13 protein-coding genes are annotated in these 13,113 nt (G+C 66.9%); 1 reads left to right on the forward strand and 12 read right to left on the reverse strand.

What is annotated here, in order from left to right; translation table 11 throughout:
- Positions 1-114 precede the first annotated feature (114 nt).
- The 12 genes from ACFIMZ_RS22880 to ACFIMZ_RS22935 all read right to left on the reverse strand — a co-directional run bounded on the left by ACFIMZ_RS22880 (position 115) and on the right by ACFIMZ_RS22935 (position 11,760).
- Positions 115-489 carry a DUF2917 domain-containing protein gene (locus tag ACFIMZ_RS22880; protein WP_431824584.1) on the reverse strand — a complete coding sequence of 125 codons (375 nt, stop codon included), beginning with the start codon at positions 487-489 and terminating at the stop codon, positions 115-117.
- A 250-nt stretch (positions 490-739) separates the two neighbouring features.
- Positions 740-1,027 (reverse strand): hypothetical protein, encoded by a 288-nt coding sequence (locus ACFIMZ_RS22885; protein ID WP_431824585.1) that lies wholly within the window; start codon positions 1,025-1,027, stop codon positions 740-742.
- A gap of 70 nt (positions 1,028-1,097) precedes the next feature.
- A complete protein-coding gene (locus tag ACFIMZ_RS22890) occupies positions 1,098-2,003 on the reverse strand; it encodes a metal-dependent hydrolase (RefSeq protein ID WP_431824586.1) in 906 nt (301 codons plus the stop codon).
- A gap of 42 nt (positions 2,004-2,045) precedes the next feature.
- On the reverse strand, positions 2,046-3,833 hold the full coding sequence (locus ACFIMZ_RS22895; protein WP_431824587.1) for an SDR family oxidoreductase: 1,788 nt from the start codon (positions 3,831-3,833) through the stop codon (positions 2,046-2,048).
- Positions 3,834-3,868: 35 nt separating this feature from the next.
- Complete coding sequence (locus ACFIMZ_RS22900; RefSeq protein ID WP_431824588.1) at positions 3,869-4,744, reverse strand: M24 family metallopeptidase; 876 nt, start codon at positions 4,742-4,744, stop codon at positions 3,869-3,871.
- A 264-nt stretch (positions 4,745-5,008) separates the two neighbouring features.
- The gene (locus tag ACFIMZ_RS22905) at positions 5,009-5,680 is read right to left on the reverse strand and encodes an MlaC/ttg2D family ABC transporter substrate-binding protein (RefSeq protein ID WP_431824589.1); all 672 of its coding nucleotides are present in this window, start codon (positions 5,678-5,680) and stop codon (positions 5,009-5,011) included.
- A gap of 122 nt (positions 5,681-5,802) precedes the next feature.
- Positions 5,803-7,398: a GMC oxidoreductase gene (locus ACFIMZ_RS22910; RefSeq protein ID WP_431824590.1), complete on the reverse strand. Its 1,596-nt coding sequence runs from the start codon at positions 7,396-7,398 to the stop codon at positions 5,803-5,805.
- Complete coding sequence (locus tag ACFIMZ_RS22915; RefSeq protein WP_431824591.1) at positions 7,395-8,927, reverse strand: patatin-like phospholipase family protein; 1,533 nt, start codon at positions 8,925-8,927, stop codon at positions 7,395-7,397. Before ACFIMZ_RS22915 ends, ACFIMZ_RS22910 begins: the two co-directional genes overlap by 4 nt.
- A 41-nt stretch (positions 8,928-8,968) precedes the next feature.
- Positions 8,969-9,349, reverse strand: a complete 381-nt coding sequence (locus ACFIMZ_RS22920) for a hypothetical protein (protein WP_431824592.1) — start codon at positions 9,347-9,349, stop codon at positions 8,969-8,971.
- A 2-nt stretch (positions 9,350-9,351) separates the two neighbouring features.
- Entirely contained in the window at positions 9,352-9,840 is a 489-nt protein-coding gene (locus ACFIMZ_RS22925) for a hypothetical protein (protein WP_431824593.1), read from the reverse strand.
- Entirely contained in the window at positions 9,837-10,721 is an 885-nt protein-coding gene (locus ACFIMZ_RS22930; protein ID WP_431824594.1) for an acetoacetate decarboxylase family protein, read from the reverse strand. Before ACFIMZ_RS22930 ends, ACFIMZ_RS22925 begins: the two co-directional genes overlap by 4 nt.
- Before the next feature lie 19 nt (positions 10,722-10,740).
- Positions 10,741-11,760, reverse strand: a complete 1,020-nt coding sequence (locus ACFIMZ_RS22935) for an esterase (protein ID WP_431824595.1) — start codon at positions 11,758-11,760, stop codon at positions 10,741-10,743.
- 143 nt (positions 11,761-11,903) lie between these two features.
- Between ACFIMZ_RS22935 and ACFIMZ_RS22940 the strand changes: the two genes are divergently transcribed.
- A complete protein-coding gene (locus ACFIMZ_RS22940; protein ID WP_431824596.1) occupies positions 11,904-13,001 on the forward strand; it encodes a DUF6765 family protein in 1,098 nt (365 codons plus the stop codon).
- Positions 13,002-13,113 lie beyond the last annotated feature (112 nt).

Raw genomic sequence — 13,113 nt, forward strand, 5'->3', positions numbered from 1 at the left:
CGCGGCACGCAGCGGCGCGCCGCGTCATTCGGTGCGCACCTGAGATGCGTTGCCTCGCAGGTGCGCACGTTTCCTCACGTCGCTCATGCTGGATCGCGCGCGACGACAGCCGCATCATTCCCGACTTCGCCAGGGCCCGCGCACCATGCGCCGCATCTGCGCGAGCGCGCGTCGCAGCCATCCACCGCGCATCGCGTACGCGGTCGTGATCGACGCCTCGGCCGGCCGGTCGCCGTCCGTGCTCAGCCAGATGCGTTCGCCGCGGGGGATGCGCAGCACGTCGCCGGGCTGGATCCAGTAATCGTCGACGCTCGTCTGGCGCGTGAGCCACAGCGGCGCGTCGTGCGAACGGATCTCGGCGTCGTTCGGCGCGCGCCACGTCAGCGTCTTGCGCGGCGCGACGGCGAAGTGAATCACGACTCTCGGCAATGCGATCGCGCCGGGGCGGCGCAGATCGGGACGAACAAACAGCTGGCTCGCTTGGTCCATCGTCATCTCCATCCGTTGAGCCGGGCGGATGACGCGCACCAAAACAAAAAAGCCTCATCCGTTTCCGGCGAGGCCTTGTGACATGCAGTGCTGCTCTGGATGCTAACGCACAAGCGCCCCCGGTGATTCGCCCGCATGGGCGTCCACTCGATGATTAATCGCGATGGCGATGAGCTTGAACGTAGGCATGCGAACGAGTTTGTCGTGCAGGCGCGGCGTTGTCAACGGAAATTTTCGAGGCAAGCGCGGGTCACGCGTCGCGCTGCGCGAGCCCGTTGACGAGCAGTTCGGACAGCAGGCCGGTCATGCCGTCCGGATGCGTCGCCGCGCGCGCCTTCAACTGCTCGACGAGTTCCGCGTTGAGCTTGCACGCGAACGGCACGAGCCCTTGTTCCTGGTCGAGCTTGCGCTGCGCGCGGCGGTCGAGCGGCGTCGCCGTTTCGCTGCCCTTGCCGAAACGCGCGGAGCTGGATTGCTTCATCGCGTGCGTCAGCTTGAGCGCCTTGTTCTTCTCGAGATCGGTTTTTTTCATGGCCATCGCGGCACCTCCGGGGAAATGAAGCCGCGATTGTACGCATTTCGGCGCGGGCCGCGCGCGCCGCCGCGCGTCATGCGCCCTTCGTCGCGCCCCAGTTGCCGCCGTGCGCGGCCGCCTGCGCGGCCGGCGAGCGCGCCAGATAGGCGAGCGCCTGCTCGGTCGACCCTTCGTGGTGCGGCGTGTAGCTCGGCTTGAAATAGCGCAGCGCCGCGCCGATCACCTTCCAGAACGACGGCAGGTGCCCACGTCGCGAGCCCTGCCACCACGACCGCACGAAACCCGGATAGCGGCCCGCGCCCGGGTCGCGCCGGTACATGAACTTCGCGCCCTTCGTGATGTAGTAGAGCAGCAGCACGATCACGAACGCCATGTGCATGCAGCGCTCCGGATACGTGCCGCCCAGGTGGCGGTAGATGTCGAACGCGACGGTGCGGTGCTCGACTTCCTCGGCGCCGTGCCAGCGCAGCAGGTCGACCATCGTGGGATCGGCGTGGCCTTCGTCGAGCCCGTGCGCGTTGAGCACCCAGTTGCCGAGATAGCCGAAGAAGTGCTCGAGCGATGCGATCACCGCGAGCTGCTGGCGCAGCCAGAACCGCGTATGGCCGATCTTCAGCCCGAGCGGCGCTTCGCCGAGCACGCGCGTGAACAGCCAGTTGAGCTTCTGCGTGAACGGCTTCGTGTCGATCCCGTGGCGGTCGTAGTAGTGCTTGAGCACGCCGCCGTGCGAGCGCGAATGCACGGCTTCCTGCCGCAGGAAGCCTTCGGCCTCGTCGCGCAGCCGCGCGTCGGTGATGAGCGGCAACGCCTTGTTGTACACGCGGCAGAACCACAGCTCGCCTTCCGGAAACAGCAGGTTCAGCGTGTTGATGATGTGCGTGCTGCCCGGATCGTTCGGCACCCACGTGACCGGCGTGTCGCTGAAGTCGAACTTCACGTGGCGGGCCTTGATCTTGTGGTAGTCGGCGGTAGCGGTCATGCGTGTCTCCCTGTGCGTCGTCGTTGCCGTGTTGTTGCGCCGTCAATGCGATGCCATGCTGACGCGGGCGATCATCCGGCCGAGCCACGGCATGAAGCGGCCGACGAAGCGCAGCGCGTGCGCCTCGGCCCCGACCGCGACGACCGGCCGGTTGCGCAGCACGCCGTCGACCATCGCCTGCGCGACGGTTTCCGGCTTCAGGCCGCGCATCTGGTAGAGCTTCGTCGCGCGCTTGCGCAGGCGCGCTTCGTTCTGCGCATCGGCGCCCGCGTACTGCGTCGACGCCATGATTCCGGTTTCGGCGAAGCCCGGGCACACGGCCGTCACGCCGATGCCTTGCCCGGCCAGTTCCGCGCGCATGCATTCGCTGAGCATCAGCACCGCGGCCTTGGTCGTCGCATACGCGGGCAGGTCGCGCGACGGTCCGAACGCGGCCGCCGACGCGGTGTTGACGATGTGGCCGCCGGCGCCGCGCGCGGCCATCTGCTGCGCGAACAGCCGCGAGCCGTGGATCACGCCCCACAGGTTCACGTGCAGGATCCGCGCCCAGTGCGCGGCGCTCGTGTCGAGGATGCCGCCCGCCATGCCGATGCCCGCGTTGTTGATCACGACGTCCGCGCCGCCGAGCTCGCTGCCGACCCAGCCGGCGAGCGCTTCCATCTCGTCGGCGGAGCCGACGTCGACGCGTTTCGCATGAGCCTGCGCGCCGATCAGCCGGACCAGCAGCGCGGTGCGCTCGGCGCTTGCCGTGTCGATGTCGACCGCGACGACCGTCGCGCCTTCGCGTGCGAACGCGAGCGCCGCGCAGCGGCCGATCCCGCTGCCCGCGCCAGTGACGACCGCGACCTTGCCGCTGAAGCGTCCGCTCGTCGCGCGGCGCCGCGCGTTGGCGAGCGCGGGCGGTTCTTCGCCGCGCTCGACCGCGTCGATCAGCTGCTGCGCGAGGCCCGCGAAGCGCGCGGGATCGGCGAGCGGCAGCCAGTGTCCGGCGGCGACTTCCCGACGGTAGTACTGCGGCACCCAGCGCGACAGGTTCTCGGACAGCGCGGGGCTCACGTACTTGTCGCCGAGCGACACGATCGTCTGCACCGGCGCATGCGCATGGCGCTCGCGCGGCGTGAAGATGCAGCGGATGAAGTTCGCGCGATAGAGCCGCACGCCGCGCGCGCCGTCGTCGGCCTGCGTCGCGCGCGGCGCGGCGCGCGTCTTCTCGACGCGGTGCAGCAGGCCCGGCCAAGCGCGGCCGAGCCACAGCCGCCAGCTCAGCTCGGGAATGAACGGCAGGTGGAACAGGTACACGTACCACGACCGCGCGAGCTGGCCGCCGAGCCTGGCCAGCGACGCGGGCGTCGGACGCAGCAGGCGTTCGCGCAGCCAGAAGCCGACATGGTCGAGGCACGGGCCCGAGCACGACGTGTACGACGCGATGCGGCCCGCGAGCTGCGGCTCGGTGACGAATTCCCAGCCCTGGATCGAGCCCCAGTCGTGCGCGATCAGGTGGACGGGGCGGCCGGGGCAGAGCGCGTCGATCACCGCCACGAAATCGTCGGTCAGCTTCGCGAGCCGGTAGTCGGCCGTGCGCCGGGGCGCGCCCGACAGGCCCGCGCCGCGCACGTCGTACGCGATCACGTAATGCTGGCGCGCGAGCAGGGGCGCGACGTCCTGCCAGACGCTGCTGTTGTCCGGATAGCCGTGCACCAGCACGACCGGCGTGCGCGCCGGGTCGCCCCAGGTTCGGACCGCGAGCGTCAGGTCGCCGGACGCGACGGCGGTCTCGGTGAAGACGGAATCGAACAGGGCCAGCGGCGCTTCGTCGGAAAGTGGCTGCATCGTGGGTCCGCTCAGGTTCGGGAAAGGGTGGGGCGTCAGGCCGTGACCGCGTGCTCGGCCTGGCGGCGCTGCCAGCGGCGCACGTGCGGCAGGTCGTCGTCGAGCCAGTACGCGTCGTCGTCGGTGATCACGAGCAGCTCCTCGAATTTCGCGCCGACGCCCGCGAAGCCCAGGTGCGGCTCGACCGCCCACAGGCCCGGCACCGGCGCATGCTCGGAGCGGCGCTCGGTCGACCACAGCGGCGACCAGCCCTGCTGCTTCGCGGCGCGGCCCTGGTCGAGCAGCAGGTTGCGGGTCGCGTTCAGCCCGAAGCGCGCGACGAAGCGCGGCTTCGACAGCTTGTGGATCTTCGCGACGCGATGCGCGAGCACCTTGAACGGATAGGCCTTGTGGCGCGGCTCGACGCCCTGGCGGCGGCACAGCGCGTCGACTTCCTGCGCGACTTCGGCCATCGGCCGGCGCGCCTTGACGAGCCGCACGATCAACTCGCGGTGGTCCATCAGGTCGTCCTGCAGCTGCTCGAGGATCGGGTTCTCGCCGACGCAGTGCGCATAGCCGACGTCGGCGACGATGCCGTCGAGCACCGGCGCGACGTCGAGGATCACCGGCATGTCGGCTTCGAGCTGGCGATTGCTCGGGAAGAACGCGAGATTGAAGCCGCCCAGGTGCCTGAGGCCCGAGAAGCCCTCGAACGCGGTGCGCTCGCCGAACCACGCGAACGGCTTGTGCAGCCAGTCGCGCACGCCGTGGTCCTGCAGCCATTCGGCAAGCAGGCGCGCGGCTTCCTTCTCGGTGATCCCGGGGTAGAGCAGGTCGCCGACGGTTTCCACGCAGCGGTACGCGAGCTGCTGCACGGCACGGAACTGCGGCAGTTCGTCCAGGTGGACTTCCGGCAGGGGATGGTCGGTCATCGTGGCGTCTCCGGTTTCATGCAGGCTTGTCGTCGCTGATCCGGAACGCCCCGCCGGGCGTTGCCGCCGCCGGGTTATTCAGTCAGCTTTAAATGTGCCATTGAATAATGTAATTATCATAGACGGTTCCGCCGGACGCGCCAGCCCCTGGAGATGAGGATTTCTCCCAATGGAACGGGGAATTGGAGGGGACGCTCTAGCGTCCCGTTGCGAGGTTTCCCGAACGACGTCGGTGCAGCTTGCCGGCCCCGAATCGGGGCCGTGTCACTGCCACGATCGCGGCGAGAGGGAGAGCCGCTTGTTCTGCTCGGCAAGCGCCTGGATCAGCCCGTCGACGCCCTTTTGCTGGATGATTTCGTTGAACTGGTGCCGGTAGATCTGTACGAGCCACACGCCCATCACGTTCAGGTCGTACACGCGCCAGCCCGTCGGCGAACGGTAGAGGCGGTAGTTGATTTCAACGGGTTCGCCGTTGTAGACGGCCACCGTCTTGACGACGGTGTCGGTCGCGTCGGCCGGCCCGTGGGACGGCGGATACCGGAACTCCAGGTTGGGCGTCACGAGCCCGAGCGCACCCGAATACGTATGGATCAGCAATTGCTCGAACTGTTTCGTGATCGCGTCTTGTTGCTCGGGCGTCGTCTTTTTCCACGACGGGCCCATCGCCAGTCGGGTCGTGCGGCGCAGATCCGTGTACGGAAGGATGTTGCGATTGACGATTTCCATGATTCGCGCGGTGTCGCTCGGCGCGATCGCGCGGGTGCGCATTTCCTCCTGGATCTCGCGGGTGACGGTCTGGATCAGGGATTGCGCGGCGGACTGGTCGTCGATGTGAACCTCGGCCGTTTCGCAACGCGCCGCTGTTGACCAGGCAACCAGTGGCGCGGCCAGAACCAATGCCGTGGCGAATGTGATGATTCGTGCGTGTTTCGACATGTTTGATCCGACGAGTTGCTGACCTGATTGAGCATACTAAAAATGTCGTCGTCGGATGTGTCCGTGAAATCAATCTTTGCTTGCGGGATTCAACGTTCCCGCGACGACCCACGCGAGCCTTCTCAGCGCTTGCCGAGCAGCACGGCGACATTGCGCTCGGCCAGCGCGGCGATCGTGCGCGAAGGATTCAGTCCCAGCGCACGCGGGATCGTCGCGCCGTCCATCACGTACAGCCCGTCATAGCCGAATACTTTTCCGTCCGCGTTCACCACGCCGTCCGCATGCGTCAGCCCCATGTTGCAACCACCGAGCGGGTGCGGCGTGATCAGCTTGTGGAAAGCGCTCCACGTCGGAGGGACGAAGGGTTCGCCTCCCGTGGCGGCCGACAGGCGCCGGTGCACGTCGACCATCGCCTCGACGACGGGCAGGGATCGCGTATGCGACCAGTCGAGCCGCAGCTCGCGGCGCCATGGGGCAAACCAGCTGCGACCGAGACGCATGCGTCCGTCCCCCGGATCGACCGCCTGGCCGAACCACGGCATCATGTTGTCGACCGGGTCATCGCAATCGAAATGGCGCGCAAAGGCCCGCCAGAACGTTCGCATTACCCCGCGATGCGAACGCTGCAGGCGGCGGCGCACGAAATCGTGCGCGAGATCGGGCACGCCGCCGTCCTCCACGAACAGCGCCTGGCCATTGGCGGCGCTCCGGTCGAGCAGGTCGATCGCGGCGGAAATGGTGACGCCGTGCGACGGCGAGATCTTGCGGCGGCTGTAGAAGGTGGGAGTGACGAAGTCGCCATTGAAGGCCCAGCCCCAGCCAAGCCGGGCAGACAGATTCGGCAGCGTGCGATGCTCGTCGCGGCAGCGGAGCAGCAATTCGGTGCTGCCGATCGAGCCGGCGCCGACGATCACCTTGGCCGCCGTGGCGGTTCCGGGTGCGCAACTGCCGGCGGCGGGATCGATGACGTTGAAATGCACGCGCCATCCCTGGTCGAGCGGCTCGAGTTTTTGCACCACGTGCAGCGGCAGGATTTTTGCGCCGTGGCGCTCGGCCACGGCCAGATAGTTGAGGTCGAGCGTATTCTTCGCCGACACCTGGCATCCGATGTCGCAATTGCCGCAGTGCACGCACGTGCCTTGCGATACGCCATGGACGTTGACGTACTTGACCGAATGCCGGTCGTCGCGCGCATCGGGCAAGGACGGATCGTAGCTCGGCCAGAAGGACACCGCGAGCGGCAGCTTGCGAAAGCGATCGCCCCAGCCGCAGGCGTCGGCGGCGTCGCGCAACAGGCGGGTGCGTTCGCTGATCTGGTTGTCGGGCACCTCCTGGACCGACAGCATCCAGCCCACGCGCTCGTAGTACGGCTTGAGCGCGTCGTAGGTGATCTCCGGCGGCCAGCCGCGGTCGAAGGCGTCGGGCTTGGCCTCGACCGAGACGTTGGCGTAGATCAGGGATCCGCCGCCCACGCCCGCGGCCGCGACCACCGACATATTGGAAAAAACGCGGAAGTCGGCCCAGCCATGGAATCGTTGCGGGTCCTGCTGGTTCCAAAGCCACGGGTCGGACTCGTCTCGCGGATACGTATCGGGCGTCCAGCGGTGACCGCGCTCCAGCACCAGCACGCTGCGTCCTGCCTCCGCGAGACGGCAAGCCGCTACCGCCGCGCCGAAGCCGCTCCCGACGACGATGACGTCGTATTCCATCGCGTTCATGATGGCGATCTCCTGACATAGGTGCGCCACAGTTCCGATGCGAAAAACCTGAAGAACCGCCAGATGGCATTCGCGGCCCGACCGGACGTCCGGGCGTTCGTCGCATGTACCGTGCTCATCAGCCGCGCGAGCTCGGGCACGCCGAGATGCAGCACGCCGGCGCCGACCACCTTGCCGCTCGCATCGCAGCCTTCGTGCAGCGTCGTATAGAGCGTCGTCGTCTCGCTCCACATCCGGAACGGGCTGCCGATGCGCACGTGCTTCTTGCCCGCCAGGTAGTACGAGCGGCCTTCATGGCGAAAGCCGATTTCGTAAACCATATAGGTCAGCCCTGGATCGCCGCTCGGCGTAAACAAGCCGAAGACGCCGGACTCCGAAGGCATCGCGGCGCCCAGCGGCGCGAAGTCGATGTGGCCCGTCAGGCCGCCCACGTGCCGAGGATCGTCGATGAAGGCCGCGACATCCTCGATGTGGATCGTCGCGTGCATGGTCAACGCGAACGCACGGACATCGCGTTCGCCGGCTTGCGGGTCCGTCGCCCCGAGGCAAAAGCCGCCCGCCATCGTCTCGCGGAAGCCGAGGCCCACGCCCGGCTCGCGCATCGCGGATGCCGTCGGATCCAGCGGCGCCGATGTACCCGTGCGCAGCGTGCGCCGCGCGTCGCGGTAGCCCATGTCGATCAGCGTCGCGGCATCGATCCGGCCGCGGTAGAAATCCGGATCGAGCGGCAGCGGCACCTCCGGCTTGATCACGTGCACGACGATCGGCTGATCGTGACCGAACACGGCCTCGCCACGCGCGATGCGTCGATTGATGTCGGCAATCATGGCCAGCTCCCCGTTCAGCGCGCCCACGGCGCTCATTTCGATCATGTGCACGTACTGGTTGAACGCGCCGTTGTGGTAGACGGGCGTATCGCCGATGCACCAGACGAGCCACAGTTCGCGCGCGCCGCGCTCGACGCAGCTCATCAGGTTGGCGTCCTTGATCCACACCGCGTCGGTCCAGGTCTTGCCGTCGGCCACCACGGCCGGCATGAAGATGGGCAGCGAGGCCGCCGCGACCAGACGCTGCAGGTCGAGGTGCGGGTGGGGGATCGGCACCACGGTCTTGTCGTCGAAGCAACAGACGTTGAACGAGCCGTCGATGCCGATGGCCGTGCGGATGCGATCGACGGCGATCCCGAGCGCCGGATACACGTGCTCCGTCAGCCCCGACGCACTGCCCAGCGCGCTCATGTCGGCCACATGCAGATATTCGGTCACGGGCCTGAGCGCGGCGAACGCCTTGACGGGCAGCGCGCGCCAACGCGCGCAGAGTTCGTCCGGCAGCACGCCGGACAGCAGCGCGGACAAGTTGATCGTGCCGCCTGACGCACCGTCGGCGTGACTGAATCGCAAGCCTTCGTCGAACAGTGCCTTGACCGCGCCGGCCTGATAGGCCACGCGCATGCCGCCGCCCGCCAGCACCAGCGCGCGCCGGGCCATCGGATCGTCGGCGGCGATCGGGGGGCGATGCGCGGTGCTCATGACGCCCTTCCGCGAATGAACGTGCGCGAGCGCTTCATCGGTCACCCCCCTCTGCGTCGCAAGTCGAGATAGAGCAGGCCGCTGGCTCCGTCGAATGCCGCCACCAGCAGCGCCGCGTAAACGAATACGCCGTGCATCACGCCCCAGGTCACGAACGCCGACGCAAGCAGCTTCTGGAACGCGCCCCACAGCAGTACCACGGAAAGCGCTCCCGCGGCGCGCTGTGCATGCAGCAGGCTGCCCCCGAACAGCACCATGAACATTCCCACCGTCGCGAACAGCTGGGCCCCGAGCCCATCGGGCGGTGCGGCCGCGATGAGCGCCACCAGCCCGCCGGGAGCGAGCACCTGGGTCGCGCCGGTCAGCACGGTGACGGCGGCGATCGCGGTCGTCATTCGGCGCTCGACGCTCAGGACGTCCATCGTCACCTCAGCGCGGAATAGCGGGAGCGATTTGCCCAGCGGGCGAAATACCAGGCCAGCGCCAGCCACTGAATGCACCACAGCGCCACGCGCAGCCGATTGAGCCGCATCCAGTCGTCCAGCACCTGCCGCAGTCTCGCCGCATCCTTGATGTGGCCGGCCAGTTCGGCGTTGAGCGGGAAGATCCACCTGAGCGTGACGAACGTGGCGACGAGCACGCCGAGCAGCACCACGATCGGCACCCAGCGCGTGGGCTGGCGCCATTCGGCCACCAGCATCACGCTGCCGCTGGCGAGCATCAGCTTCGTCATGACCGTGAAGAACGCCGTGGCCGCCGTGACCTGGGGAACGAACTGCAGGTAGTAGTTGTCGGTCGTGAGTTGCGGCGCGACGGGAAACGAGAACAGCACGAGCGAGGCGCCCGTGCCCAGGTACATCGATGCGCACAGCAGCAGGAACGCGTGGTTGGCGATCAGCAGGCGGCCGCTCATGGCGCGGACTCCCAGTCGGCCGGGCGGGCCGGCGGCGCGAGCCATTGCTGCGACTGGTCGAGCGGGTAGGTGGTCTCGAGGCCCGGCATCGGCTGCGCGGGCGGCTCGGTCTCGGTCACGAACCAGCATTCGAAATAGTCGTCGAGCACACCCGCCGTGGACGGGAAAAACCCGGTGGCGATCGGCGTGGGATCGATATCCAGTGCCTTCAGCCAGGCCATCCGCGGGTGGTCGCCGATGAACAGGCGCGCCGAGCCGGGTGCGAACAGCGAGAAGCCGAGCTTGCCCTTGAAATAGATGTAAGACTTCATGAGCATGCCGCGAAAGCAGCAGTAATTGACTGCGCCCGTGCTGACCGGCAGCCATGCCGATTTCGGCTTCGTCACGTCGATGCGCATCATCATCTGGCCGTCGAGGTCATACTGGCTGCTCACCCAGCGCTCGCCGATCACGAAGTCGAGATTGGCCTGGTGCTTGGGCATGCCCCAGATGCCGCGGCCGCCCTTCACCGAAATATCGGTCGACACGGGCAGGTCCACGACGTATTGCCCGGTGCCGAAGGGCTTCATCAGCAGGCCCGGCAACAGCCGCGGAGGAGGGCGCCGGCCGTGCGTGCACGCGATGGCGATCGAGTACTCGACGTAGCGGCCGATGTTGGTGACGACATAGTCGATCACCGTCACGACGAGCAAGCCGCGGCGCCAGAGCTGAAACGGATGCACCTCGTTGCCCGGAATCACGCGGCGCGCCGCGTCGAGATCGATCGAGAACACCGCCATCAACGCCGGCGACGTGTCGGAGGCGACCGGCATCCGGAACGGGATGTCGTCGACCAGCGCATGGCGGCCCGCGAGCCGCGTCTGTCGCATCGGTATAGCCATGTCCGGCCTCCGCCAGGAGTCAGTGACGCGCAGCCAGTGCCGCCAGCAGGACGGGAAATACGTCTCGCGCGGCGTGCTTTCCAATGAAGATGTCGAGGTGGCCGTAGCCGCCCAGCACGTGAAGCTCGTGATAGTTCGGCCGGTGGCGCGCGAACCAGTCGAACGTGGCTTGCTGGCTCTGCCACTTGAAACAGTCGTTGAGCTCGCCGGCGATGAACGCGAAGCGCGCCTGCGTTCGCGGCGGCTGCGCCGTCGGGTCGGCCTGCAGCCCGGGCAGCTTCGACACCAGGTGGCCGGCGTCCAGGCACCGGGCCATCTGCCGGAAGAACGAGATCGGGACCTGCGCGAATTCCTGCCGGATCCAGTCGTGCACCGCGTCGCTGAGGTTTTCGTGGCGCCACAGCACGGGGAAGCCGGTGCCGTAGGTGAAGCTGGAAAAGCGGCAGACGCCGTTTGCGCATTCGTGGTGCGTGAGCAGCACGAGGCCCTTGAGCAGATTCGGCACGACACCCGTGGCGTGCTCGCCCCATCGAGGATCGAGGTAGTCGGTCATCGCACCGACGACGGGCAGCGCGTAGCGCCCCTTGAGACGCGAGATCGTCGAGACCTGCGGATGCAGCGACACGGCATTGGACACGATGGTGTCGACTTGCGGAACGAGGCCGCCCACCGCAGACAACATGAAACTGGTCGATCCCTGGCAGTGCACCACCGCCTTGATGGAGGGCGCGCCCGTCAGTTCGACGACTTTGCGCACCGCGGCCGGGTGGTCGTACAGGGCCGCATCGTCCAGCGTCCACTCGCAGGGAGGAAGATCGATGCTGGCCCGCCAGTTTTCCAGCCAGACGTCGTAGCCCTCGTCGATCAACGCATCGACGAAAGTCGTGTCGTTAGGTGGACGAAAGATATTGGCGCGAACGCCGGCTCCGTGAACCAGGAGGACGGGCGCCTTCGTCGGCCGGCCGGCGCCGAGGACGTGAACGAGGTTGCACCCATGGCCGTCGTCAGCGCGAAACGCAACAACTTCTTCTTTCGGCATGGGAGCTCCCTTCTTACTTCTTATGTGGACAGCATTGTCCATATATTTGACAATGTCAAACGCGCCGTGTATTGGCTCGATTCACGCACGCGACCGTGCCGGCGTGTTCATTCGTGCTCGTCGTCTCCTTCCCGGAGGACCGCATGCAAATCGACTTCCATCACGCCGTCACCTACGTGGCCGCCCGGCTCGGCGGATTGCCGCACGATCAGGCGAGCACGGTGGCCCAGGCCGCCCAATATGTCGACGACGCAACCTGCGACGGCCCGTTGCAGTTCGACAGCGGCGAGCGCTACGTGCGGGTCACGTCGTCGCACAAGCTGCAGGACGTCACGAAGAACGCCGAAGCGGCGGACAACCGGCTGGTCTGGCTGCCGTTCCACTTTCTGCCCGGCAATGCCGAGCCGCCGCCGGGTTGCTCTTCCAAAGAGGCTTTTCAGCATCGGCTGATATGCAAGCCGGATAGCGACATCGCGCGCGAGATGGTCGCGGACTGCATCCGTCACCGCGACCTGCCGTTTGCGCTGCACCGGCTCGGCGTCGCGCTGCACACCTACGTCGATACCTGGGCGCACCAGCAGTTCGTCGGCGGCGTGTGTGATCTCAACGACCTCGCGGATGTCGGTGTTGACGACGATCCTGCCTACAACCGTTCATCTGCCTATGCCGAGATGACGGGCCTCAAGCAGAGGCTGGCGCAGTACCTCGCCGACTTCCTGCCCGTGGGGCACGCCGCGGCCACGACGTTTCCCGACATCCCGTTCATTCGCTGGCACTTCACGCGCAAGAACGGCGAAACGGTGCAGCGCGACAACCCGACCGACTTTCTTGCCGCGGCGCACGGCGCCTTCAATATGGTGCGGCGCTACGTCGCCGAGGACGACACGTTGGCGGACGTGCCGCTGCCACCCGCCGACGCCGCCGCGATCGACAGTTTGCTGCGCGGCACCCAGGAGATCGATGGCGAAACGCGGCATCAAACCTGGATTGCAGAGATCGCAAACGGTAAGTTCTCGTTCGGCAAGGCGGAGATCACCTACGCCAGCCAGGGCCCGACCTCGTGGAAGATGCTCGCCCTCGGCAAGGATCCGCAGGATCCCGAAGCCGAAGAGGACGAGACTTTCGCATTCACGCCGGGCTTTCTCACTTCCGACTGGAAGCGCTTCCACGATGCGGTGCAATACCACCGGCTGTTCGTGCTGCACGACCTGCTGCCGCGCTTCGGCTTGTGCGCTTCCTGATCGACGCCGGCTTTCGAAATTTCGGATTCCATGCCCAATGCGCCGGAGTGTTGATTCATGTGCGCCGCTGGATCGTGGCGCACATGAGTCAAACAGGTTGCGCATCTGCACC

The sequence above is a fragment of the Burkholderia sp. F1 genome (assembly GCF_050813845.1).
Lineage (GTDB): Bacteria > Pseudomonadota > Gammaproteobacteria > Burkholderiales > Burkholderiaceae > Burkholderia > Burkholderia ubonensis.